Annotated in this window: 21 protein-coding genes and 1 pseudogene; 8 read left to right on the plus strand and 14 right to left on the minus strand. The window is 71.0% G+C overall.

Annotation, left to right across the window (positions count from 1 at the left end; all coding sequences use genetic code 11):
- The first annotated feature begins 255 nt into the window (after window positions 1–255).
- Together gabT and OHT01_RS11925 are read left to right on the plus strand one after the other, a co-directional pair.
- Window positions 256–1,590: a 4-aminobutyrate--2-oxoglutarate transaminase gene (gene gabT / locus OHT01_RS11920; RefSeq protein WP_328553118.1), complete on the plus strand. Its 1,335-nt coding sequence runs from the start codon at window positions 256–258 to the stop codon at window positions 1,588–1,590.
- Window positions 1,591–2,064: 474 nt separating this feature from the next.
- On the plus strand, window positions 2,065–2,715 hold the full coding sequence (locus OHT01_RS11925) for a phosphatase PAP2 family protein (protein ID WP_328553119.1): 651 nt from the start codon (window positions 2,065–2,067) through the stop codon (window positions 2,713–2,715).
- Here OHT01_RS11925 and OHT01_RS11930 read toward each other — a convergent pair.
- The 8 genes from OHT01_RS11930 to OHT01_RS11965 all read right to left on the minus strand — a co-directional run bounded on the left by OHT01_RS11930 (window position 2,654) and on the right by OHT01_RS11965 (window position 12,506).
- Window positions 2,654–4,489 (minus strand): chitinase, encoded by a 1,836-nt coding sequence (locus OHT01_RS11930; protein ID WP_328553120.1) that lies wholly within the window; start codon window positions 4,487–4,489, stop codon window positions 2,654–2,656. The genes OHT01_RS11925 and OHT01_RS11930 overlap by 62 nt on opposite strands.
- A gap of 188 nt (window positions 4,490–4,677) precedes the next feature.
- The gene (locus tag OHT01_RS11935) at window positions 4,678–5,136 is read right to left on the minus strand and encodes a hypothetical protein (RefSeq protein WP_328553121.1); all 459 of its coding nucleotides are present in this window, start codon (window positions 5,134–5,136) and stop codon (window positions 4,678–4,680) included.
- Window positions 5,137–5,295: 159 nt separating this feature from the next.
- Window positions 5,296–6,723: an NAD(P)/FAD-dependent oxidoreductase gene (locus OHT01_RS11940; RefSeq protein ID WP_328553122.1), complete on the minus strand. Its 1,428-nt coding sequence runs from the start codon at window positions 6,721–6,723 to the stop codon at window positions 5,296–5,298.
- A 30-nt stretch (window positions 6,724–6,753) separates the two neighbouring features.
- A complete protein-coding gene (locus OHT01_RS11945) occupies window positions 6,754–7,554 on the minus strand; it encodes an ABC transporter permease (protein ID WP_328553123.1) in 801 nt (266 codons plus the stop codon).
- Complete coding sequence (locus OHT01_RS11950) at window positions 7,555–8,478, minus strand: ABC transporter permease (protein WP_328553124.1); 924 nt, start codon at window positions 8,476–8,478, stop codon at window positions 7,555–7,557. It abuts the gene before it with no gap.
- A complete protein-coding gene (locus OHT01_RS11955) occupies window positions 8,478–9,650 on the minus strand; it encodes an ABC transporter ATP-binding protein (RefSeq protein ID WP_328553125.1) in 1,173 nt (390 codons plus the stop codon). Before OHT01_RS11955 ends, OHT01_RS11950 begins: the two co-directional genes overlap by 1 nt.
- A gap of 5 nt (window positions 9,651–9,655) precedes the next feature.
- Complete coding sequence (locus OHT01_RS11960; protein WP_328553126.1) at window positions 9,656–10,903, minus strand: polyamine ABC transporter substrate-binding protein; 1,248 nt, start codon at window positions 10,901–10,903, stop codon at window positions 9,656–9,658.
- Window positions 10,904–10,979: 76 nt separating this feature from the next.
- Window positions 10,980–12,506: a gamma-aminobutyraldehyde dehydrogenase gene (locus OHT01_RS11965; protein ID WP_328553127.1), complete on the minus strand. Its 1,527-nt coding sequence runs from the start codon at window positions 12,504–12,506 to the stop codon at window positions 10,980–10,982.
- Window positions 12,507–12,684: 178 nt separating this feature from the next.
- On the opposite strand from OHT01_RS11965, the gene OHT01_RS11970 reads away from it, so the two are divergent.
- Window positions 12,685–13,326, plus strand: a complete 642-nt coding sequence (locus tag OHT01_RS11970) for an NADAR family protein (RefSeq protein ID WP_405915974.1) — start codon at window positions 12,685–12,687, stop codon at window positions 13,324–13,326.
- A gap of 193 nt (window positions 13,327–13,519) precedes the next feature.
- Window positions 13,520–15,043, plus strand: coding sequence for an MFS transporter (locus OHT01_RS11975; RefSeq protein WP_328558092.1), 1,524 nt, complete (start codon window positions 13,520–13,522; stop codon window positions 15,041–15,043).
- A gap of 21 nt (window positions 15,044–15,064) precedes the next feature.
- On the opposite strand, the gene OHT01_RS11980 is transcribed toward OHT01_RS11975, so the two are convergent.
- Window positions 15,065–16,435 (minus strand): DUF4190 domain-containing protein, encoded by a 1,371-nt coding sequence (locus OHT01_RS11980; protein ID WP_328553129.1) that lies wholly within the window; start codon window positions 16,433–16,435, stop codon window positions 15,065–15,067.
- Between the two features lie 133 nt (window positions 16,436–16,568).
- Here OHT01_RS11980 and OHT01_RS11985 point away from each other — a divergent pair.
- The 3 genes and pseudogenes from OHT01_RS11985 to OHT01_RS11995 all read left to right on the plus strand — a co-directional run bounded on the left by OHT01_RS11985 (window position 16,569) and on the right by OHT01_RS11995 (window position 19,873).
- Window positions 16,569–17,697: pseudogene (locus OHT01_RS11985) on the plus strand (adenosine deaminase).
- A gap of 17 nt (window positions 17,698–17,714) precedes the next feature.
- A complete protein-coding gene (locus tag OHT01_RS11990) occupies window positions 17,715–18,398 on the plus strand; it encodes a glycerophosphodiester phosphodiesterase (RefSeq protein WP_328553130.1) in 684 nt (227 codons plus the stop codon).
- Between the two features lie 323 nt (window positions 18,399–18,721).
- Window positions 18,722–19,873 (plus strand): serine hydrolase domain-containing protein, encoded by a 1,152-nt coding sequence (locus tag OHT01_RS11995; protein ID WP_328553131.1) that lies wholly within the window; start codon window positions 18,722–18,724, stop codon window positions 19,871–19,873.
- Window positions 19,874–19,909: 36 nt separating this feature from the next.
- On the opposite strand, the gene OHT01_RS12000 is transcribed toward OHT01_RS11995, so the two are convergent.
- Both OHT01_RS12000 and OHT01_RS12005 read right to left on the minus strand, forming a co-directional pair.
- Complete coding sequence (locus OHT01_RS12000) at window positions 19,910–20,437, minus strand: hypothetical protein (protein ID WP_328553132.1); 528 nt, start codon at window positions 20,435–20,437, stop codon at window positions 19,910–19,912.
- A gap of 62 nt (window positions 20,438–20,499) precedes the next feature.
- Window positions 20,500–21,864, minus strand: a complete 1,365-nt coding sequence (locus tag OHT01_RS12005) for an FAD-dependent oxidoreductase (RefSeq protein WP_328553133.1) — start codon at window positions 21,862–21,864, stop codon at window positions 20,500–20,502.
- Window positions 21,865–22,265: 401 nt separating this feature from the next.
- On the opposite strand from OHT01_RS12005, the gene OHT01_RS12010 reads away from it, so the two are divergent.
- A complete protein-coding gene (locus OHT01_RS12010; protein WP_328553134.1) occupies window positions 22,266–22,643 on the plus strand; it encodes a hypothetical protein in 378 nt (125 codons plus the stop codon).
- An 84-nt stretch (window positions 22,644–22,727) separates the two neighbouring features.
- Here OHT01_RS12010 and OHT01_RS12015 read toward each other — a convergent pair whose 3' ends face one another.
- From OHT01_RS12015 to OHT01_RS12025, 3 genes are all read right to left on the minus strand, one after another.
- Window positions 22,728–23,219 carry an RNA polymerase sigma factor gene (locus OHT01_RS12015; protein WP_328558093.1) on the minus strand — a complete coding sequence of 164 codons (492 nt, stop codon included), beginning with the start codon at window positions 23,217–23,219 and terminating at the stop codon, window positions 22,728–22,730.
- Window positions 23,220–23,370: 151 nt separating this feature from the next.
- On the minus strand, window positions 23,371–24,009 hold the full coding sequence (locus OHT01_RS12020) for a class F sortase (protein ID WP_328553135.1): 639 nt from the start codon (window positions 24,007–24,009) through the stop codon (window positions 23,371–23,373).
- Window positions 24,006–24,371, minus strand: a complete 366-nt coding sequence (locus OHT01_RS12025; RefSeq protein ID WP_328553136.1) for a sortase-dependent protein — start codon at window positions 24,369–24,371, stop codon at window positions 24,006–24,008. Before OHT01_RS12025 ends, OHT01_RS12020 begins: the two co-directional genes overlap by 4 nt.

Consider the following 24,371-nt stretch of genomic DNA (forward strand, 5'->3'; position numbering starts at 1 on the left):
CACGGCCGGTCCGCCCAGGGACCGGAGCGCCGCGCCACCGCTCCTCCCCTTCCACCGCCGTGTCCACCCCGCGTCCATCGCTATGTCCATCACGGACAACGGATTCCTCCGACAACGCCCACATGGCGCATGCCGACCTCCCCTCCTCGGCTCTAGCCTGCGAAGAAAGAAGGCAAGCGTCCGAAAACACCCCCGCCCGGACCACCCCCCGTCGCCGGGGAGGGTCCGGTACGCAAGATCATCAGGGAGCCCCTCATGACCGCACTTCCGCAGGAGCGCCGCGTCGTCACCGCCATTCCCGGCCCGAAGTCGCAGGAACTGCAGGCCCGACGCCTGGCCACGGTCGCGGCCGGTGTGGGGTCGGTGCTCCCTGTCTTCACCACGCGCGCGGGCGGCGGGATCATCGAGGACGTCGACGGCAACCGCCTCATCGACTTCGGCTCCGGCATCGCCGTGACGTCGGTCGGCGCGAGCGCCGAGGCCGTCGTGCGCCGGGCCTCCGCGCAGCTCCAGGACTTCACCCACACCTGCTTCATGGTCACGCCGTACGAGGGGTACGTCGCCGTCGCCGAGGCGCTCGCCGAGCTGACCCCGGGCGACCACGCCAAGAAGTCCGCCCTGTTCAACTCGGGTGCCGAGGCCGTCGAGAACGCCGTCAAGATCGCCCGCGCCTACACCAAGCGCCAGGCCGTCGTCGTCTTCGACCACGGCTACCACGGCCGTACGAACCTCACGATGGCGCTGACCGCCAAGAACATGCCGTACAAGAACGGCTTCGGTCCGTTCGCGCCCGAGGTCTACCGCGTGCCGGTGGCCTACGGCTACCGCTGGCTGACCGGCCCGGAGAACGCCGGCGCCGAGGCGTCCGCGCAGGCCATCGACATGATCAACAAGCAGATCGGCGCGGACAACGTCGCCGCGATCATCATCGAGCCGGTGCTCGGCGAGGGCGGCTTCATCGAGCCCGCGAAGGGCTTCCTGCCCGCCATCAGCCAGTTCGCCAAGGAGAACGGCATCGTCTTCGTCGCGGACGAGATCCAGTCCGGCTTCTGCCGCACCGGTCAGTGGTTCGCCTGCGAGGACGAGGGCATCGTCCCGGACCTGATCACGACCGCCAAGGGCATCGCGGGCGGTCTGCCGCTCGCCGCCGTGACCGGCCGCGCCGAGATCATGGACGCCGCGCACTCGGGCGGCCTCGGCGGCACCTACGGCGGCAACCCGGTGGCCTGCGCCGGTGCGCTCGGCGCCATCGAGACGATGAAGGAGCTCGACCTCAACGCCAAGGCGAAGCACATCGAGTCGGTCATGAAGACCCGCCTCGGCGCCATGGCCGAGAAGTTCGACATCATCGGCGAGGTCCGCGGGCGTGGCGCCATGATCGCGATCGAGCTGGTCAAGGACCCCGCCACCAAGGAGCCGAACGCGGAGGCGGCCGGCGCGCTGGCCAAGGCCTGCCACCAGGAGGGCCTGCTGGTCCTGACCTGTGGCACCTACGGCAACGTCCTCCGCTTCCTGCCGCCGCTGGTCATCGGCGAGGACCTCCTCAACGAGGGCCTCGACATCATCGAGCAGGCCTTCTCGCGCATCTGACGCCCGAGACGCCGAGGCACCGGAATCCGGGAAACCGCCCACGGGCGGGTTCCGCTCGGGCTCCGGTGCCTCGGCGTTCCGCGTCGGGCGTGTGAAGAAGGTGTGCGAGGTGCATGACGGGACGCGATTCCGTCTGTCGGAGCCGGACCCCCTGCCGTAGGTTCTAACCAGATCAGCGATCCATCCCGCCCACAGGGGACTGTGGGTGGCACCCGGTCGAGGCTCCCCCAGCTTCGCCCTGGCCGTGCCCTCGCGCACACACCCGGAGCCCCGGCTCCGGTGCTCCTCACCGATCGGACGGTCGCCCGCCCCAAACCCCCCGGGGCGCGCGGCGTTCCGGTCCGGTCGGCCGCCTCGGAACCACCCCCCCTGTTCCGGGGCGGCCGACCCTCCTTCCTCGGCCGGGCCCCTTCTTCCGGCGCCGTTGCAGGTGGCTGTGCCGCGACAGCGTCGGACGATGGCAGGCTGTCCCCCATGCCCCGCACGCCCTTCCTGTTCGGCCTGCCCGCCCTCGGCTTCCTGATCGTCACCTGGCAGGTCGTGGCGGACGGCCCGCTCCTGCGCCTGGACGAGCGGCTCAGCGGAGCCCTCGTCCACCCCGACCGGCTCTCCGAGTCGCTCGCCGACCTGGGCAGCGTCCAGGTGGCGGTTCCCCTCCTCGCCCTCACGCTGATGTACGTCGCGTGGCGGGGCCGTGCCATCGGCCTGGACCGGTGGTGGCTGCCCCCGGCCGCCGCCGCGGTCCTGATGGCCCTCGTCCCCGCGGTGATCGTCCCGCTGAAGGAACTCGTCGCCCGGCCGGGCCCCCCGGTCATGGGACCCGGCACCGGCTTCTATCCCTCGGGGCACACCGCCACCGCCGCCGTCGCGTACGGCGCCTCGGCACTGCTCCTCCTGCCCCTGCTGCGCGCCGCGGTCGCCCGCCGCGCGGTACTGACCGTGTGCCTGGTCCTGAACGCGTGCGTGGCCTTCGGTCTGATCCGGCGCGGCTACCACTGGCCACTGGACGTGGTGGCCAGTTGGTGCCTGTGCGCGGTGCTGCTCTGCTCCCTGCGGCTCTTCCTCAGCCGAAGTACGCGTCGAAGTTGTGCGAGAACTCCCAGCCTCCGAACCGGTCCCAGTTGACCGACCACGTCATCAGGCCGCGCAGGCCCGGCCAGGTGCCGTGGGTCGCGTACGAGCCGCAGTTGGTCTTCTTGGTGAGGCAGTCGAGCGTCTTGGTGACCTCGGCCGGGGCCACGTAGCCGTTGCCGGCGTTGGTGGTCGCGGGCATGCCGATGGCTATCTGGTCGGGGCGCAGCGGCGGGAAGACGTTGCCCGCGTCACCCGCGACCGGGAAGCCCGTCAGGAGCATGTCGGTCATCGCGATGTGGAAGTCGGCGCCGCCCATGGAGTGGTACTGGTTGTCGAGGCCCATGATCGAGCCGGAGTTGTAGTCCTGGACGTGCAGGAGGGTCAGGTCGTCGCGCAGGGCGTAGATCACCGGGAGGTAGGCACCGGCGCGCGGGTCCTGGCCTCCCCACTTCCCGGTCCCGTAGTACTGGTACCCGAGCTGGACGAAGAAGGTCTCCGGGGCCATGGTCAGCACGAACTTCGAGCCGTACCTGGCCTTCAGGGTCTTCAGGGCCGAGATGAGGTTGACGATCACCGGCGTGGTCGGGCTCTTGAAGTTCGTGTCGCTCGCGTCCAGGGAGAGCGAGTGGCCCTCGAAGTCGATGTCCAGGCCGTCCAGGCCGTAGGTGTCGATGATCTTCGAGACCGAGGAGACGAAGGTGTCGCGGGCGGCCGTGGTGGTGAGCTGGACCTGGCCGTTCTGGCCGCCGATCGAGATCAGCACCTTCTTGCCGGCCGCCTGCTTGGCCTTGATCGCGGCCTTGAAGTCGGCGTCGCTCTCCACCGTGGGGCACTCGGTGACCGGGCAGCGGTTGAAGCGGATGTCGCCCGAGGTGGCGGAGGTCGGTTCGCCGAAGGCCAGGTCGATGACGTCCCAGCTGTCGGGTACGTCGGCCATGCGCGTGTAGCCGGCGCCGTTGGCGAAGCTCGCGTGGAGGTAGCCGACGAGCGCGTGCGCGGGCAGGTCGGAGGAACCTCCGCCGCCCCCGCCGGAGCCCGCCGGGGTGGTCGCGGTGACCGTGGCCGACTTCGCCGACTCGCCCGCCGCGTTCGTCGCCGCGACCTGGAAGGAGTACGCGGTGGAGGCGGACAGACCGCTCACGGTCGTCGAGTTGCCGGTGGCCGTCTGGACCTTCGCTCCGTCGCGGTACACGGAGTAGCCGGTCGCGCCGGGCACCGCCGTCCAGGACAGGGCGGCCGACGAGGAGGTGACCGTGCCGACCGTCAGACCGGTGGGCGCGGCAGGCGGCTGGCCGGCGTCGACGCCGGGGCCGGTCAGCGAGAGGTCGTCGGCGTAGTAGGCGCCCGTGCCGTACCAGCCGTGCGTGTAGATCGTGACCTGGGTGGTGGCGGCGCCGGTGCGGAAGGTGGTGCTCAGTTGCTGCCAGTCGGTGGCGGACGGGGTCCAGGTGCTGACGTCGGTCGTGCCGGTGCCGGTCGCGCCGAGGTAGACGTATCCGCCGCGGACGTATCCGGAGAGGGTGTACTGCGCGTCGGGTTTCACCGTCACGGTCTGCGAGCACTGCGCGTAGTCGCTGCCGGCCGGGGTCGCCATCAGCGCCGAACCACCGCTGTGTACCGGTGAGTTGACGGTGGTCGCGGCTGTGCAGGTCCAGCCGCTCAGGCCCGACTCGAAGCCGCCGTTGCGGGCGAGGTCCGCGTCGGCCGCGCGGGCCGCCGACGAGAGCGCGACCAGGCCGGGTACGGCCAGGACGGTGGCCGCGCACCCGGCGAGAAGCCTCCGGCGGTGGCGGGCGGACGGTCTGTTGTGTCTGGTGCGTTCCACGACTGCCTCCGGGCATGGGGGAGTTGGAGGATGGAGCGCGCCCAACTTGGTCCAGACCAATTCGCTTGTCAAGCCCTCCGGCAGGCAAGGGACTTCGAGCAGCGGCCGGGCCGGACCGCGTACGGTCGCCGGACCCGGCTTCCCGCGGGCGCCGGGCCGGACCGCGGACGGCCGTCCGGCCCGGCCGCTCAGCGCCGTCGGTCCTCGTTCCCGGCGAGGCCCGCCGCGGCCTCGTGCATGGCCAGTTCGAGCAGGGCCGGGTCGGTGAGCGTGCCCGAGCCGTCCGGCGGGACCAGCCAGCGGACCCCTCCGGTCGACCGTCCCGGGTACGGCACCACGATCCAGGTGCCGTGGCCCGCCGTGCGCACCCCCGTACCGAGCCACCGGGCCGCGGTGCCCGCGGGCACGAAGAAGCCCATCCGGGCGTCGCCGAAGTCGACGAGCACCGGCCCGGGCTGGTCGATCACCCGGGTCAGTACGTCCAGGGTCGGATAGCCGAGCTCGCCCGGCAGGATCAGGACGTCCCAGGCCTTCCCCGCGGGCAGCAGCGCGATCCCCCGCGGATTGCGCTCCCACTCCCAGCGGCAGGCCTCGGGATCCGGAGCCACGGATGCCAGCCACTCGACCGCCGCCTTGGGCCCTGTCATGACGGAACCTCCCTCTCGTGTCGACGCCGGTCGCGTCACAGTGGAGAGGGAGGTCCCGGCCGGTCATTACGCGGGTTCCGGCAACCAATTGACAAAAATTCAGCACACGCGGCCGGCGAGCGAGGTACGCCGCCGGGTCACGTCCGGACGCGAGCGCCCTCAGCTGTCGAAGCCGAGGCCCAGCCTGTCCATCGACCTCAGCCACAGATTGCGCCGGCCGCCGTGCGCGTCCGCCCGTGCCAGCGACCACTTGGTGAGCGCGATACCGGTCCAGGCGAAGGGCTCGGGCGGGAACGGCAGCGGCTTCCTGCGGACCATCTCCAGCTCGGTGCGTTCGGTGCGCTCCCCCGCCAGCAGGTCGAGCATCACGTCGGCGCCGAAGCGGGTGGCGCCCACGCCGAGGCCCGTGTAGCCCGCCGCGTACGCGACCTTGCCCTGGTGGGCGCTGCCGAAGAACGCCGAGAACCGCGAGCAGGTGTCGATCGCGCCGCCCCAGGCGTGCGAGAAGCGGACGCCCTCCAGTTGCGGGAAGCAGGTGAAGAAGTGCCCGGCGAGCTTGGCGTACGTCTCGGGGCGGTCGTCGTGCTCGGCGTTCAGCCGGCCGCCGTACGGGTAGATCGCGTCGTAGCCGCCCCACAGGATCCGGTTGTCGGCCGACAGCCGGAAATAGTGGAACTGGTTGGCCGAGTCGCCGAGTCCCTGGCGGTTCTTCCAGCCGACGGAGGCCAGCTGGTCGGCGGTGAGCGGCTCGGTCATCAGCGCGTAGTCGTAGACCGGGACGGTGTACGGGCGGACGCGCTTGACCAGGTTGGGGAAGATGTTGGTGCCGAGGGCCACCCGGCGGGCGCGGACCGAGCCGTACGGCGTGCGGACGGCCATTCCGGCGCCGGACGGCTTCAGCGCGAGGGCGGGTGTGTGTTCGTAGACCCGCACTCCGAGGGACTTGCAGGCCCGCTTCAGACCCCACGCCAGCTTCGCCGGATGGAGCATGGCGACCCCGCGGCGGTCGTGCAGCCCGGCCAGGAAGGTCGGGGAGTCGACCTGTTCCCGTACCGCGTCGGTGTCGAGGAACTCGATGCCCTCGGCGAGGCCCCTGCGTTCCAGTTCCTGGTGCCACTCGCGCAGTTCGGCCGCCTGATGCGGCTCGGTGGCGACGTCGATCTCACCGCTGCGCTCGAAGTCGCAGTCGAGGGAGTAGCGGGCGACGGCCGCCTCGATCTCGTCGAGGTTGCGGGCGCCCAGCTCCTCCAGTTTCGCGATCTCGTCCGGCCAGCGGGTGAGCCCGTTGGACAGACCGTGGGTGAGGGAGGCGGCGCAGAAGCCGCCGTTGCGGCCCGAGGCGGCCCAGCCCACCTCGCGGCCCTCCACCAGGACGACATCCCGCCCGGGGTCGCGCTCCTTGGCGATCAGCGCGGTCCACAGTCCGCTGTAGCCTCCGCCGACGACCAGCAGATCGCAGGTCTCGGCGCCGGTGAGGGCGGGCTCGGGGCGGGGTTTGCCGGGGTCGTCCAGCCAGTAGGAGACCGGCTGGACGTCGGAAAGGGATTTCGTCCACTGATTACCACGGGTCATGGCGCTTGGGGCCATGATTTCAACTCCCTACAAAGGTGACGAGCGTTATGCCTTCTGCCTGTTCCGGCGATTTCCGATGATCATTCCGGACAGGACGAACAGTACGGCGACGAGGAACATGGCCGTACCGATGACATTGATCTGAACGGGTGTTCCGCGCTGTGCCGAACCCCAGACGAACATGGGGAACGTGACGGTCGAGCCCGCGTTGAAATTGGTGATGATGAAATCGTCGAAGGAGAGCGCGAAGGCCAGCAGCGCGCCCGCGGCGATTCCGGGGGCCGCGATGGGCAGGGTGACGCGCAGGAACGTCTGCGCCGGGCCGGCGTAGAGGTCCTGGGCGGCCTGCTCCAGGCGCGGGTCCATCGACATGACACGGGCCTTGACGGCCGTCACGACGAAGCTGAGGCAGAACATGATGTGGGCGATCAGGATCGTCCAGAAGCCGAGCTGGGCGCCCATGTTGAGGAACAGGGTCAGCAGCGAGGCGGCCATGACGACCTCGGGCATCGCCATCGGCAGGAAGATCAGCGAGTTCACGGCGCCGCGTGCGCGGAAGCGGTAGCGGACGAGCGCGAAGGCGATCATCGTGCCGAGGACGGTGGCCCCGATCGTCGCCCAGACGGCGATCTGGAGGCTGAGTCCGAGCGAGCCGCACATGTCGGCGACGCCGCACGGATCCTTCCAGGCGTCCGTGGAGAACTGCTGCCACTCGTAATTGAAGCGGCCCTTCGGCTTGTTGAAGGAGAACACGGTGACGACGACGTTCGGCAGCAGCAGATAGCCGAGGGTCAGCAGTCCCGCGATGACGACGAGATGGCGCTTGAACCAGGTGACGACGGACATTTAGACCAGATCCTCCGTCCCGGACCGGCGGATGTAGACCGTGACCATGAGCAGGATCGCGGCCATGAGGATGAAGGAGAGGGCGGCGGCCGTCGGATAGTCCAGGATCCTCAGGAACTGGGTCTGGATGACGTTGCCGATCATGCGGGTGTCGGTCGATCCGAGGAGTTCCGCGTTCACGTAGTCACCGGCCGCCGGGATGAAGGTGAGGAGCGTTCCGGAGACCACGCCGGGCATCGACAGCGGGAAGGTGACCTTGCGGAAGGTCGTCCACGGCTTCGCGTACAGGTCGCCCGCGGCCTCGTGCAGCCGGCCGTCGATGCGCTCCAGCGAGGTGTAGAGCGGAAGGATCATGAACGGCAGGAAGTTGTACGTCAGACCGCACACGACGGCGAGTGGTGTCGCCAGGACCCGGTCGCCGGCGGTCCAGCCGAGCCAGTCCGTGACGCTCAGGACGTGCAACGCGTTCAGCGTGTGCACGACCGGGCCGCTGTCGGCCAGGATCGTCTTCCAGGCCAGGGTGCGGATCAGGAAGCTGGTGAAGAACGGGGCGATCACCAGGATCATGATCAGGTTGCGCCAGCGGCCCGCGCGGAAGGCGATCAGATAGGCCAGCGGGTAGCCGAGCAGCAGGCACAGGACCGTGGCGGCGGCCGCGTAGAGGACCGAGCGCAGGAACTGCGGCCAGTACTCGGTGAGCGAGTCCCAGTAGGTCACGAAGTGCCAGGTGACCTTGTAGCCCGACTCCAGGGAGCCCGTCTGCACGGACGTGGAGGCCTGGTAGATCATCGGCAGCGCGAAGAAGACGACCAGCCAGAGCAGGCCGGGCAGCAGCAGCCAGTACGGGGTCCATTTGCCGCGCTTGCGCGGCGGCTTCTTCTCGGGGATCGGCGTCACGGGTGGCGCCTCGGTGACGACGGCCATCAGGCGGCCTCCTCCTCGGCCGTGTCGACACCCGCGGAGCCCGCTGTCCCGGCAAGCAGGGACTGAGCCGCGTCGAGACCGAACGTGTGCGCCGGGCTCCAGTGCAGGACGACTTCCGCGCCGGGCACCAGCCGGGAGTCGCGCTCGATGTTCTGGGCGTAGACCTCGAACTCGGGGCACACGGGGCTGTCGATGACGTACTGCGTGGAGACGCCGATGAAGCTGGAGTCGGCGATCCTGCCGGTGATCCGGTTGCGGCCGACGGGTATCTCGCCGGCGTCGTCGGCGTGCGTGAGGGTGATCTTCTCCGGGCGGACACCGACGAGCACCTTGCCGCCGGGGCGCGCCGGGGCGGAACAGCGTGCCTCGGGCAGCACCAGCTTGCCGCCGCCCGCCTTCAGGACGATGTCCGTGCCGCTCGTGGAGTCGACCTCGGCCTCGATGAGGTTCGAGGTGCCGAGGAAGTTGGCGACGAACGTGGTGTTCGGGTTCTCGTAGAGGTCGGCGGGCGCGCCGAGCTGTTCGACACGGCCCGCGTTCATCACGGCGACCGTGTCGGCCATGGTCATGGCCTCCTCCTGGTCGTGCGTGACATGGACGAAGGTGATGCCGACCTCGGTCTGGATCCGCTTGAGCTCAAGCTGCATCTGGCGGCGCAGCTTGAGGTCGAGGGCGCCCAGCGGCTCGTCGAGGAGCAGCACCTTGGGGTGGTTGATCAGGGCGCGGGCGACGGCGACACGCTGCTGCTGGCCGCCGGAGAGCTGGTGGGGCTTCTTGCGCGCCTGCTCGCCGAGCTGGACGAGGTCGAGCATGTCGTCGACCTGCTTCTTGACGCTCTTGATCCCGCGCCGGCGCAGGCCGAAGGCGACGTTCTCGAAGATGTCCAGGTGCGGGAAGAGCGCGTACGACTGGAAGACGGTGTTCACCGGCCGCTTGTACGGCGGCAGGTTCGTCACCTCCTGGTCGCCGAGGTGCACGGTGCCGGAGGAAGGTTCCTCCAGACCGGCGATCATGCGCAGGGTGGTGGTCTTGCCGCAGCCCGAGGCACCGAGCAGGGCGAAGAAGGAGCCGTGCGGCACGGTCAGGTCGAGCGGTTGTACGGCCGTGAAGCCGTTGTCGTAGGTCTTGCTGATCCCGGTGAGGCGGACGTCGCCGCTGTTCTCTGTCGTCATGATCGTCACGCCCCTGTGAGCTTCGCGAACTTCTCTTCGTAGGCCGTCTCTTCCTTCGCGCTCAGTGAGCGGAAGGCGTGGGACCGGGCCTGCATGGCCTTGTCGGGGACGATCAGCGGGTTGTTCGCCGCGTCCTGGTCGATCTTGGCGAGGTAGGGCTTCACTCCTTCGACCGGAGTCGCGTAGTTGATGTACGCGGCGAGCTCGGCGGCCTGCTGAGGCTCGTAGTAGAAGTCGATCAGCCGCTCGGCGTTCGTCTTGTGACGCGCCCTGTTGGGGACCAGCAGGTTGTCGGTCGACGTCATGTAGCCGCTGTCCGGGATGACGAAGTCGACGTCCGGGCTGTCGTTCTTGAGCTGGACGATGTCGCCGGCCCAGGCCACACAGGCCGCGATGTCGCCCTTGGTCAGGTCGGACGTGTAGTCGTTCCCGGTGAAGCGGCGGATCTGGCCCTTGTCGACGGCCTTCTGGAGCCGGGCTGTCGCCGCGTCGAAGTCGTCGTCGGTGAACTTCGCCGGGTCCTTGCCCATGTCGAGCAGGGTCATGCCCATGGTGTCGCGCATCTCGGACAGGAACGAGACCCGGCCCTTCAGCTTCGGGTTGTCGAGGAGGTCGGAGACCGACTTCACCTCGATCCCGTCGAGCGCCTTCTTGTTGAAGGCGACGATCGTCGGGATGCCCTGCCACGGGTACGAGTAGGCGCGTCCCGGGTCCCAGTCCGGATTGCGGAACTGCGGCGACAGGTTGGTGTAGGCGTGCGGCAGGTTGGACGGGTCGAGCTTCTGGACCCAGCCGAGGCGGATCACGCGCGCGGCCAGCCAGTCGGTGAGGACCATCAGGTCGCGGCCGGTGTCCTGGCCCGCCGCGAGCTGCGGCTTGATCTTGGCGAAGAACTCGTTGTTGTCGTTGATGTCCTCGGTGTACTTCACCGAGATACCGGTCCGCCTGCGGAAGGTGTCCAGCGTCGGATGGTGCTTGCCGCTGTCGTCGAGGTCGATGTACTCGGTCCAGTTGGAGAAGTTGAGGGTCTTCTCCGTGGCCGAGTGGTCCTGGGCGGACGTGCCGCCCTGGGTCCTGCCGGCCGCGGGGATCCCGCAGCCGCTCAGTGCCCCGAGGCCGCCGACGGCCAGCGCACCGCCCGCCGAGGCGCGCAGCAGTGACCGGCGGGTGAGGGCCGCCCTGCCGTTCCGGAAGCTGCGCCGCATGGCGGCCAGTTGTACCGGGGACAGGCGTTCGGGCTCGTACTGCTCCATGCTCTGATGCCCTTTCGGAAGGGTCGCGGCCGTGGTCGCGGCCTGGTCTGCCACAGGGCCGTAGCGGGTGGACGTGCTACGGCCGGTCCCCGAAGACCGTGCGGTGCCAGTCCTTCCTGGCCACCGCGGTGTTGTCGAACATGACGTGCTTGACCTGTGTGTACTCCTCGAAGGAGTAGGCGGACATGTCCTTGCCGAAGCCGGACGCCTTGTAACCGCCGTGCGGCATCTCGCTGATGATCGGAATGTGGTCGTTGACCCACACGCAGCCGGCCTTGATCTCGCGGGTCGCGCGGTTGGCACGGTAGACATCACGGGTCCAGGCGGAGGCCGCGAGTCCGTACGGTGTGTCGTTGGCCAGCGCGATGCCCTCTTCGTCGGTGTCGAAGGGGAGCACCACGAGGACCGGGCCGAAGATCTCGGCCTGCACGATCTCGCTGTCCTGCCCGGCGTCGGCGACGAGCGTGGGCGCATAGTACGCACCGCTCTTGAGCTCCCCCTGTGGTGCCTCCCCGCCGGTGACCACGCGCGCGTAGCCGCGGGCCCGGTCGACGAATCCGGCGACGCGGTCGCGCTGGGCGTGCGAGATGAGCGGGCCGAGGTCGGTGCCGGGCGCGAAGGGGTCGCCCACGCGGACGCTCGCCATCAGGGCGCCGGTGCGCTCCACGAACGCTTCGTAGAGCGGCCTCTGCACGTACGCGCGCGTGGCGGCCGTGCAGTCCTGGCCCGTGTTGATGAGCGAGCCGGCGACCGCGCCGTGCACGGCGGCCTCCAGGTCCGCGTCGTCGAAGACGAGGAAGGGTGCCTTGCCGCCGAGTTCCAGGTGGAGGCGCTTGACGGTCGAGGTGGCGATCTCGGCGACGCGCTTGCCGACGGCGGTCGACCCGGTGAAGGACGTCATGGCGACGTCGGGGTGGCCGACGAGGTGCTCACCGGCCTCCTTGCCCAGGCCCGTGACGATGTTGATGACGCCGTCCGGGATGCCCGCGTGGGTGGCCGCCTCGGCGAACAGCAGGGAGGTGAGCGGGGTCAGTTCGGCGGGCTTCAGCACGATCGTGTTGCCGGCCGCGACGGCGGGGAGGATCTTCCATGCGGCCATCTGGAGCGGGTAGTTCCAGGGCGCGATGGAGCCGACGACGCCGATGGGTTCCCTGCGTACGTACGAGGTGTGGTCACCGGAGTACTCACCGGCCGACTGGCCCTGCAGATGCCGGGCCGCCCCCGCGAAGAAGGCGGTGTTGTCGATGGTTCCCGGTACGTCGAACTCTCGGGTCAGCTTGAGGGGCTTTCCGCACTGCAGCGACTCGGCCTGGGCGAACTCCTCGGCGCGCTCCGCGAGCACGGCGGCGAAGCGGTGCAGCGCGTCGGAACGCTCCCCGGGGGTGGCTCCCGCCCAGCCGGGGAACGCGGCGCGGGCGGCCGCGACGGCCGCGTCCACGTCGGCGGTGCCCGCCAGCTCGTACGTGTACACCTCTTCGCCGGTGGCAGGGTTCACGACCGCGTGCGTACGACCGGAGGTGCCCTTGGTGAGACGGCCTCCGATGTACTGCGCGCCGTCCGCGAGGCGGTCCTGCGCCTGGAAGCGATGGCCCGGATTGTGCATGTCGCTCTCCTCCGCCGTCCTCCCCGTCGAGACGGGGGTCGGCGTAGCTCCAGCTCGATTTGAGTGCCGATCCTGACAGAGCAAAGGGACTCCAACAAGTGATTCCGTTGTTGCCTTTTGGTTACGCGACGGAATCCTTCGACCAGGTGTCGAGTCCTCCGGGGAAAGGCGGGACGGAATGTCAGTGGTGCGTGCCACAGTGGCGTGCATGGGGAAGATCGAGTCGCGGGAAGCACTGGTCAGTGCTGTGGAGTCGGGGACGCGGGTGAAGTACCTGCACTTCTGGGGGCACCGTCCGAGGGCGGACGGACAGGTGGGGCCGAGCTGTCTCAGCCAGTGGTGGCCGTCACCCTTCGTGGTCGAAGGTGTCGGATACGCGACGGCGGAGCACTGGATGATGGCGGCCAAGGCGCGCCTCTTCGGGGACGCCGAGGCCGAGCGCCTGGCGATCGACGCGCCGAACCCGGCGGTGGCCAAGAAGGCCGGGCGGCTGGTGCGCGGCTTCGACGACGCCATATGGCAGCGCGAGCGCTTCGGGATCGTGGTCGAGGGCAGCGTCCACAAGTTCTCCGCCCACGCCGACCTGCGGGCGTTCCTGCTGGGCACGGGCGGCCGAATACTGGTCGAGGCGAGCCCCATGGACCGGGTCTGGGGCATCGGACTCGCCGCGACCGACGAGGGAGCGTCGGACCCGCGCCGCTGGCGGGGTCCGAACCTGCTGGGCTTCGCCCTGATGGAGGCACGCGAGCGGCTGAGCCGGGCCGACCCACCGTCCGGGCCGAGCGGGGCCGACGCACCGGCGGAAGCGGACGGCTCCTAGAACCCGTCCCGGGGCCCGTCCGCCCTTCGCGTCACCGCCTACCGCCGAGGCGCGTCGTCCGCGCGTCCCGGTACCGGTGGCTGCGGATGCGGGGGTGTCCCAACCGGCCAAAACTGTGCGTGTGAGCGGCATCCACGCAGAGCGAAACGACGTCACGCCCACCGCGCCCCGCCAGTCACTGGCGCTGGCGGCGATGCTCTTCGCCGTGGCGATGACGTTCATCGACCAGACGATCGTCTCCATCGCCGCGCCGGACATCGTCCGCGAGCTGGGCCTGTCGGCCTCCGGGATGCAGTGGGTGGTGAACGCCTACCTGTTGTCGCTGGCCGCGTTCTTCGCCCTCGGCGGACGCCTGGCCGACCTGTTCGGGCCACGCCGTGTCGTCGTCGCCGGGACCCTCGTGTTCGTCATCTCCTCGGTGCTCTGCGGATGCGTGCCCAAGGGGGATTTCGCGCAGACCTGGCTGATCGTCTTCCGGGCGACCCAGGGCCTGGGCGCCGCTCTCCTCTTCCCCGCGGCACTCGCCGTGGTCGTGGCGGTGTTCCCGGTCGAGCGGCGCGGCCGGGCCCTGGCGTTGTTCTTCGGGCTGTCCGGGGCGCTGACGGCCATCGGCCCGCTGCTGGGCGGCTGGCTCACCTCGTGGACCTGGAGAGCGATCTTCTGGGTCAACGTGCCCGTCGCCGTCGTGGCCCTGGTGCTGACGGTGCTGGCGCACATTCCCGACCGGCGGCGGGACGAGTCGCTGGACGGCGTCGGGGCCGTGCTGATCGCGGCCGGCATGGGCCTGAGCGTGCTCGGCTTCCAGCAGGCCTCGTCCTGGGGCTGGGGCAGCGTCGCGACCTGGGCCTGCATCGCGGGCGGCCTTCTCGTCCTGATCCTCTTCTGGCGCTACGAACGGGACAGGAGCCACCCGCTCGTCAACCTGGCGGTCTTCCGGGACAAGGCGTTCACCGTGGACTCCATGGTGCTCTTCTTCGCCATGCTCGCCTTCGTGCCGGTCTTCTTCTTCGCGTCGGTCTACGCGCAGGTCTCCCTCAGCGCCTCGCCCAACCAGGCGGCCCTGTACCTGCTGTACTTCTTCGCGGGTTTCGCGATCGCCTCCCAGTGGGGCGGCCGGATGCTGGACAAACAGGGCGCGCGGCCGGCCATGAAGATCGGCACCGCCCTGGGCGCGGTCGGCTTCGCCCTCTGGGCCCACAAGTTGACCGACCTGACGATGCACGACCAGTGGCCGTACGTCGCGCTGGCCGGCGCCGGCATCGGGTTCATCCTGGCGCCCGCCTCCACGGACGCCGTCAACCGGTCCATCGGCGCCTCGTACGGCGAGGTCACCGGCATCACCCAGACCGTCCGCAACTACGCGGCGAGCGTGGGCCTGGCCGTGTTCGGCACGATCCTCACGCACAGGACGACGGACGAGGTCGTCTCGACGCTCCAGTCCCACGGCCTGTCGTCGGCCCAGGCCCACGGTGTGGCCCACGACATCGCCCAGGCGGTCACGGGCAACTCCGACGCACGGCAGCCCACCGGCACCGGCGCCACCGCCTCGACCATGCGCGAGGTGATGGCCGGCGTGCGGATGGACTTCGCCGAGGCCAACCAATGGGTCTTCTACGGCATGGCCATCGCCCTCGCCGTCGGCTTCCTCTGCGCCCTGCGCCACCCCGGAGACCGAGGCGGGTCGACCGCAGCCGAGGAACCCCCGGCGACCGCTTGACCCCGCCGATGCCCGTCGGCGCTAAGGCTGGTGCGTCACCAGGGACGTGGAGAAACCGTCGTCGCCACCCGAGCCGTCGCTGCCGCCGTCGTCCGGAGCGACGGCGATCAGGACGATCAGGACGATAGCGAGGACGAGGCCGACGGCTCCGCAGATGATCCCGGCCAGCGCCTGCCCCGGGTTGGTCGCCTCACCCCGGCGAGCCTTGGCCCGGCCGACCATTCCGAAGATCACGGCGAGGATGCCCAGCACGATCGACAGCGGCCATACGCAGAACAGGACCGCGGCGATGATCCCCAGTACGAGCGCGGCGGTCCCCATGCCGTTGCTCGGCGCGGGCCGGTTCAACGGCCAGCCGTAACCCGGTGCCCCGGGGTAGCCGGCGCCCATGGGAGCGGTGGGGTACTGCGGGTAGCCGTACCTGTACGCGGGGCCCGGACCGTCCGGGGCGATCGGCGGCGGCGGGACGGGCTCGCCGGGGACCTGCTGCGGGTAGGGAGTGCGGGGCGCCGGGGGCGCGAACGGGTTGTCCCAGGAGGGTCCGCCGGGGTTCCCGGGGCCGGGCGGGGCCGACGCGCCGGGCAGCGAGGTGATCGTCGGCAGGCCGTAGGCCGGAGGAGGCGTGGCGCTCACCGGCGCGCTCCAGCCGCCCGAGGCGATCTCCTCGGGCGGTGCCCAGGGGTCGGGTTCGGGTTCGCCGCCGAAGGCCTGCTTCCCGAGGGAGACCCGGGCGTCGGGGACCGGTGCGGCGAACGGCGGGGTGCCCTGCGCGGGCACGGGACCGCTCGGCCCCTGGCCGGACACGCCGCCCACCGCGGGCGTCGCGGCCTGCGGTCCGTCGTCGAAGGCGCTGTCCAGCCACCGCGCACTCGCGAGGGGACCGGCCCCCGGGCCGCCGTCCCGACCGCCGTCCGCGCCGATGCCCGGACCGCTGTCCGAACGAGGTGCGCCCTCGCCCGGACCGGCGTCCGGACCGGTGACCGGTACGCCGTGACCCGCTTCCGGTATCACGTCCTCCGGACCGGCCTTCGGACCAACGTCCGGATCGCTGACCGGGAAACGGTCGCCCGCCCCCGGTACCGCGTCCGTCGGGCCGACATCCGAGCCCGTGACCACATCAGCGGCCGAGAGACGGTCAACCGCCCCCGGTATCGCGTCCGTCGGGCCGGCGGCCGGATCGTGGGCCGGGCCGGCTTCCGGGTCTGTGGCCGGGGTGCGGTCGCCCGCGTCCCGAACCACCGCCGTCGGACCGGCGTCCGGCGCCGTGTCCGGGGACGGGGACGGGGACGGGGACACGTCACGCGCGGACCGCGGGTTCTCCTGGCCGCCCGGCGGAGCCCACGCGCCCGGCGTCTCGTGTGGAGCGTTCGGCGTCTGGGCGTCGTCGGACATGCGCCAGGTCCCCTCTCTCGTACGTTCCGTCATGCTACGGCCCGTGCCGCTCCGGGGATCTCCGCCGTACGAAGGCCCGCGCGGGACACACCGGGTCCGGACGGCGGGGGCCGCCTACGATGATCCCTGAGCAATCGATCAGCCGATCACCCGCGTCCCGCCGAGCACGGCCGAAGGACGCCGTTCCGGGGAGGAACCCCTTGACCGAGCACATCACCGCACGCGACGACCTCCGCGACCCGCACGCCTTCATCGCCGGGCTGCCCAAGGCCGAACTGCACGTCCACCACGTCGGCTCCGCCTCCCCGCGCATCGTGTCCGCCCTCGCGGCCCGCCACCCCGACTCCCGGGTGCCGACCGACCCCGAGGCGCTCGCGGACTACTTCACGTTCACGGACTTCGCCCACTTCATCCAGGTGTACCTGTCGGTCGTGGATCTCGTCCGCACGCCCGAGGACGTCCGGCTGCTGACGTACGAGGTCGCCCGGGACATGGCACGCCAGCAGGTCCGCTACGCCGAGCTGACGATCACTCCGTGGTCCTCCACGCGGCGCGGAATCGACGAGCGCGCCTTCATGGACGCGATCGAGGACGCCCGCAAGGCCGCCGAGGCCGAACTCGGTGTCGTCCTGCGCTGGTGCTTCGACATCCCGGGCGAGGCCGGTCTGGAGGCGGCCGAGGAGACCGTACGGCTCGCCACCGACGACCGGCTGCGGCCGGAGGGGCTGGTCTCGTTCGGACTCGGCGGCCCCGAAGTCGGCGTGCCGAGGCCCCAGTTCAAGCCCTACTTCGACCAGGCCCGCGCGGCGGGGCTGCGGTCGGTGCCGCACGCCGGTGAGACGACCGGCCCCGGGACGGTCTGGGACGCGCTGAACTTCCTCGGCGCCGAGCGCATCGGCCACGGCACGAGTTCCGCGCAGGACCCGAAGCTGCTCGCCCATCTCGCCGAGCACGGCATCGCCCTGGAGGTCTGCCCGACCTCGAACATCGCCACCCGCGCGGTCCGCACGCTCGACGAACACCCCGTCAAGGAGTTCGTGGCGGCCGGGGTGACGGTCACCGTCAACTCCGACGACCCGCCGATGTTCGGCACCGACCTCAACACCGAGTACGCGGTGGCCGCCCGTCTTCTCGGCCTCGACGAGCGGGGTGTCGCCGCGCTCGCCAAGAACGCGGTGCACGCGTCGTTCCTCGACGAGGCGGGGAAAGCGGCACTCGCCGCGGAGATCGACACGTACACCGCGACCTGGCTCGCGCTCTGACCCAGCACAATGGGCCCATGCGCACCGTGACCGCAGTCGCCCATCGCGGCGACCCCTATCGCGTCCGTGAGAACACGATCGACTCGTTGCGTTCCGCGCTCCACCGGGGCGCGGACGCCGTCGAGATCGACGTACGGCTCACCCGCGACCGCGTACCCGTACTCCTGCACGACGAGACACTCAGACGTCTGTGGGGACACGACCGGCCGCTGCGTTCGCTCTCCGGTGAGGAGGTGCGCGGGCTCACGGCGGGGGGTGTGCCGACGCTGGCCGAGGCTCTCGAAGCGACCGGCGGGAGCCGGGTCATGGTCGATCTGCCGGGAGCGGCGGACACCAAGGCCGTAGGCGGAATCGTGGACGTGGTGCGGGCGTGCGGGGCGGCGGAGCGGGTGTACTACACCGGGGCCGCCCCCGCCATGCTCGCGGTGCGGGGCGCCGACACCTCCGCGGAGATCGCGCTGACCTGGACGACCCTGGCGCCGCCGCGCCGGGGGCTGCTCGACGCCGTACGGCCGCGCTGGCTCAACTACCGCTTCCCGCTGCTGGACCGGGACCTCGCGGCCCGTGTCCACCGCGACGGCTACCTGCTCTCCGTGTGGACCCCGGACACCCACCGCTCCATGCGCCGACTGCTCGACCTGGGCGTCGACTCGATCACGACCAACCGCATCGACACGCTGACGGCGCTGCGCAGGGACTGAACGGGCGCCGGGGCCGCGCGAGGAGGGACCGGGAGTCACCGAACCGGGGTTCGGCCGCGCCGGCTCGGCGGTCTCCCGGCCGGTGTCGACGACCGCCGCCCCGATGTCCGGGCAGGGTGGTCGAGTGACCGGCCGCCGCCCTGGGCGACGCACCACGCGCCCTCCGGGGGAACGGCAGCGGTCGCGACGGGCAGCCGTCCCTTAGGGGCGACCCCGGCCCGGATACAGGGGACGGTGCCCTGCCTGATGAGGATCCGGCGGATCGCGCACGACCGGAGGATGAGCGGTGTCCTCTTCCGGCACACCGCAATCAGGAGCCCTCAATGCCCGTACGCCGCCGAGCAGTTGTTCTTGCCGCCGCCCTCACCCTCGGTCTCGCGGCCGGTCCGCTGGGCGCCCCGGCGTTCGCCTCCTCGGCCACGGCGGAGGCGCGGTCGGCGTCCGGGCCCGACGCCGACGCGTTGCGTGCCGCGCTGGCCGGTCTCCCGGACGCGGACGCGACGGCGGCGCTCGTCCGGATCGGCGGCACGGACGGAACGTGGCGCGGCAGCGCGGGGGTCCACGATCTGGAGAGCGGGCGCGCGGCCGATCCGGACGCCCGCTTCCGGGCCGGTTCCACCACCAAGGTCGTCACGGCGGCGGTCGTCCTCCAACTCGCGGCCGAGGGCAGGGTCGGGCTGGGGACGCCCGTGCAGAAGTACCTCCCCGGACTGCTGCCGTCCACCTTCGAGCCCATCACCGTACGGCAGTTGCTCAACCACACGAGCGGCATCCAGTCCGGTGACGGCTTCGGCGACGCCTTCGAGGACGCCTACGCGCACCGCTTCGACACCCTGACACCGCGCGAGGTCGTGGCGTCCGCGGTGGCGAAGGGGCCGGAGTTCGCGCCGGGCACCCGGCAGGACTACCTGAACATCAACTACACGGTCCTCGGCATGCTGATCGAGAAGGTGACCGGCCACACGTACGCGCACGAGGCGGCCCGGCGGATCCTCGGTCCCGCCGGGATGCGTCACACGTACTTCCCGGGCACCGACCCGTACATCCACGGGCCGCACAACCGCGGTTACCAGGCGGTGCCCCGGCCCGACGGCACGACGGCGTTCGTGGACGTCACCGACTGGAACCAGGCGGACCGCTGGGCGGCCGGCGACATGATCTCCACGACGGCGGACCTGGAACGGCTGATCACGCGTCTGTTCAAGGGAGACCTGGTCCCGGCACGGCAGTTGAAGGAGATGTTCACCGTGCCCCCGGGCATCGAGGGCGCCGACATGAGCGCCGGGCTCCAGCGGTTCGAGTACGGGGGCACGGTCTACTGGCTCAAGTCGGGCGCCCGGTACGGCTACAGCACCGTGGTGGCGGCCACCCGGAACCTGTCCCGCACGCTCGTCTACTCGGTCGACTCCACCGACGCCAAGGGCGAGTCGATGAACCCGGTGGCCCAGCGGATCGCCCTGGCGGCGCTCAAGTAGCGGGACCGGAGCGCCTGTCAGCGAATACCGGAGCGGTCAAGTGGCCGGTTGCGGCGCGGTCGTCCGCTCCGGGGTGAGCGCCTCCAGGCGCTTGATCCGCTGCCGGACGACGTACAGCGGGATCACCCCGAAGATCCCGAAGGACAGGTCGACGACCGTCCACCAGAAGGGGATTCCGCGGATCGGTCCGCAGATCAGGGCCAGCGGGACGATGCCCGCGCAGGCGATCATCCCGAACTCGACGACCCAGATGTTGCGGACCGGATCGCGGTACGGGCCGTAGAAGGCGACCGCGATCACCAGGTGCGCGAACGCCAGCCAGTCCGTTCCGTAGAGCAGGAAGGGGTACCGGGCGTCGGCGGTGTCGAGGCCGTGCCGCACCCGCACGATCCAGTCCATCAGGACGGGCAGGTGCTCCGGCACGGACAGGGCCCGGAGCAGGTCCTCGGTCCAGTGCAGTTCGTGCACCAGGGGGAAGGCCGTGGCGCCGCTGATCACCAGGCTGACGACGAAGAAGACAAGCCACGCACGGATGCCCTTGAGCAGGGCGGCTCTGTCGCTCATGCCTGGAGCGTACGCCCCGACTTGAACGCGTTCAAAACCGCCTCCGCCCAAGGGCCGTCGGCTCAGGCTCCGCTCTCCCGCAGCATGTCCTCGCGCTCGACGAGCTTGACGCGCGCACGGCCCTGCGGTTCGCCCAGCGCCTTCTCCGCGGCGTCCAGCCGGTACCAGCCGTCCCACGTGGTGAAGCGGACGTCCCGCTCGCCGAGGAAGGCCTCGACGGCCTCCGGCTCGGGCGAAGTGGGCGCGAGCAGGCGGCCGTTCGCGTGGTCGTCGAGCAGGCTCGCGACCGTCTCGTTGGCGTCGCCCTTGGTGTGACCGATCAGACCGATGGGACCGCGCCGGATCCAGCCGGTGACGTACGTGGACCGCAGGTGCTCGCCGGAGTCCTCCAGCACCCGGCCGGCCTCGTCCGGCACCGTGCCCGAGTCGACGTCCCATGGCAGCTTGGGCAGGCTGTCGGAGAGGTATCCCACGGCGCGGTAGACCGCGGTGACGTCCCAGTCCTTGAACTCGCCGGTGCCCTTGACGTTCCCGGTGCCGTCGAGGGCGGTGCGCTCGGTGCGCAGGCCGACGACCTCGCCGTTCTCGCCGAGGATCTCGGTGGGCGACTCGAAGAAGTGCAGGAACAGCTTGTGCGGGCGGTCGCCGGTGTCGCGGATCGCCCAGTTCTCCAGGGTCTTGGCGACCATGTCGGCCTGCTTGTTGCCGCGCCGGGTGGCGATCGAGCCCTCGTCGTAGTCGATGTCCTCGGGGTCGACGATGACCTCGATGTTCGGCGAGTGGTCCAGCTCGCGCAGCTCCATCGGGCTGAACTTCGCCTGCGCCGGACCCCGGCGGCCGAAGACGTGGACCTCAAGGGCCTTGTTGGCCTTGAGTCCGTCGTGGACGTTCGGCGGGATCTCGGTGGGCAGCAGCTCCTCCGCGGTCTTGGCGAGGATGCGGGCCACGTCCAGCGCGACGTTGCCGACCCCGAGGACGGCGACCTTCTCCGCCTCCAGCGGCCAGGTGCGCGGGACGTCCGGGTGACCGTCGTACCAGGAGACGAAGTCCGCCGCGCCGTACGAGCCGTCGAGGTCGAGGCCGGGAATGTCGAGGGCCCGGTCGGCCGTCGCGCCGGTGGAGAAGATCACGGCGTCGTAGAAGGCGCGCAGATCGTCGAGGCTGATGTCGCGCGGGTAGTCGACGTTGCCGAAGAGGCGGATCTGCGGCTTGTCGAGCACCTGGTGCAGGGCGGTGATGATGCCCTTGATCCGGGGATGATCGGGGGCGACGCCGTAGCGGATGAGACCGAACGGGGCCGGCATCCGCTCGAACAGGTCGATGGAGACACCGGGCTCGGCGGCCACTGCGGATTTCAGCAGCGCGTCGGCGGCGTAGATTCCGGCGGGGCCGGCTCCGACAATGGCTACCCGCAGAGGGCGAGGCATGATCAGATTCCCTTCGAGCAGGGGCAGGGGACTCGACGGGAAGCCTAAACTGAGGCAAACCTAAGTCAGTAGGCGGGTCCGGGCTATGACCTCATAAGGCTGACTTATGGGTGATGAAGGGCCGCTTTATGGGCGGCGCCCGCGCGGGGCTGGAAGGCTACCGGGGGCGCGTCGAACGGAACCGGGCAGGGGCCCGGAACCCCACGCACGCATCGAGCCACCACCCGGCCTCCCCACACGCCACAAACCGCCACCCCGGGCCCCACGCGCGCCACAAGCCGTCACCCGGGCCCCGCCGCGAACCGCAGCCGCCGGCGCCGGCTCCACCGGCCGCTGCCCTTGTCGCGCTCAGCCCACGGACAGCCGCCCCGCACCTCTACCGCTGGACCACCCTCGACGGAGTGGGGACGGCCCGGGTCCTGGCGGCGGACGGCTGGACCGTGACGGAGGTGGGTGTCGGCGACGGAGTGCGGGCGGGGACGGACGAGGCGGTCCGCGCGGTGGGAACGGGCGCGGTGCTCGGCGCCGTGGTCCGGGAAGAACGGCCGGACTCCCGGGGACGGGGGCTGACAGGCTTCGGCGACGCCGACGTCGAGGGCCCGGCCGACGGACCGCTCGCGGGCGGCGGCGCCAGCGGGGGCACCGGGGACACGGGTGACTGCGGCGCGGCCGACCGCAGCGGCAGCACGACGAGAGCGCCGACGGCACACGCCACGCCGACCCCGGCCGCGGCGCGCAGCAGCCGGCGACGTGCCGCACCCCGGCGGATCGCCTCGTAGCGGCCAGGGGGTGGTCCGAGGTAGTCGGCGGGGGGCCGCATGATGACGGCGAGCGGGTCGTCGGGGCCGAAGTCCGGACCATCGTCAGAGTGTGTGATCAAGACTTCTCCTCAGGTGGGCGCGGAGCAGTTCGCGGGCCGCGTGGAGATCGGCCTTGACGGTTCCTTCCTTGCGCCCGGTCAGCGCGGACACCTCCCGGATCGGCATGTCAGCGTAGTAGTGCAGCAGGATCGGGACGCGCAGCCGTTCGGGAAGCGACTGCACCAGCAGACGTACGGACGGATCGGTCTGTTCGTTGCGCGGGCCGACGACGGCCTCGGCGGTCGCCCGGTGCACCGCCCTGCGTTCCCGCTCCAGCTTGCGCCAGTGGTCCCGGACGAGGTTGGCCGCGGTGACGAAGAGGAACCCGCGCGGCTCGGCCACGGAGGTCCAGCGGGCCCACAGCCGGGTGAACGCCTCCGAGGCGATCTCATGGGCCGTCCCGTCGTCGTCGACGAGCCGGCGGCACCAGCCGGCGAGGCGCGGATAGAGGGCGGCGAACAGCTCGGACGCTGCCTTCTCACGGGACCCTTTCAACATTCTCCATGGTCGTGACGGCACTCGAAGGGAAGGATCCCGGGCCAAGGACCTAAGGTCCATCGGCCCAGGATCCCGCCTCCGGGTCCACGGCGGACCCGGAGGGGGTGACGGGTCGGAAACCCGGGCACCGCGGGATGCGGCCGGCGGGTCAGGGGTTCGCGGAGGTCAGGGCCGCGAACACGATCACGTTGTCGAGGTAGCCGCTACCGGACCGGGGACCTCCACAGGTGATGAGCCGCAGCTCCGGGCGGCCCACATCCCCGTAGACCTCGTCCGTCGGGAAGTCGGCCTTGGCGACCGTGCGGACGCCGGTGACGGCGAACACCGCCGACCGTCCGTTCTCCAGGCGCACCACGATCCGGTCGCCGTGCCGCAACCGCGCGAGGCGGCGGAAGACGCCGTCCCCGTACGCGCCGACCGTGACATGGCCGAGGATCACCGACGGACCGGTCTGACCCGGCGTCGGCGAGTGCCGGTACCAGCCGGCCCGGTCGTGCGCGGCGATCGGCGGCACCTGCACGCTGCCGTCCGGGGCCAGCCCCAGCCGCATGACCGGGGTGTCGACCCCGATGGCCGGTATCCGCAGCCCGACCGGGACCGAACGCCCCAGCGGACGTGCCGACCCGGCGGCGGTACGCGGGGGCGGGGATGTGCTGACGGTACCCGGGACCGAAGGTGTGCTGCGGGACCGCGCTGTCGCGGGCGGACCGGCCGGATGGCCGCCGCAGCCCACGAGCAGCGCGGCCACCGCCGCGGTGACGAACGCGCGCCTGGAGAAGGGCGTCATTCCCCGGTCGCCCGCCGACGGCGCACGACGAGGACCGCCGCGCCCGCGACGAGGACCGCGGCGGCGCTCCCGCCGATCAGCCCGCCCGGCCCAGAGGACTGCGACGCCGTCGGCGCCACCCCGGTGTCGGGCGCCCCGCTCGGCCGGACGGAGACCTGCCGCGAGGCCGGCGCCCGGGTCGGTGCGGCGCTGGGTGCGGTGGAGGGCTGCCGGGTCGCCCGGGGGCTCGCGGGGGCCGGTGAGGCGCTGACGCTCGGACGGGCCGTGGGGCTCGCGGAGGGCCCGTGGGCGAACGCGGGCACCGTGCCCACCAGCACGGCGGTGCACGCGAGTGCCGTGGCACTGAAGACGGTTCGGCGCAT

The sequence above is a fragment of the Streptomyces sp. NBC_00358 genome (assembly GCF_036099295.1).
Classification (GTDB): domain Bacteria; phylum Actinomycetota; class Actinomycetes; order Streptomycetales; family Streptomycetaceae; genus Streptomyces.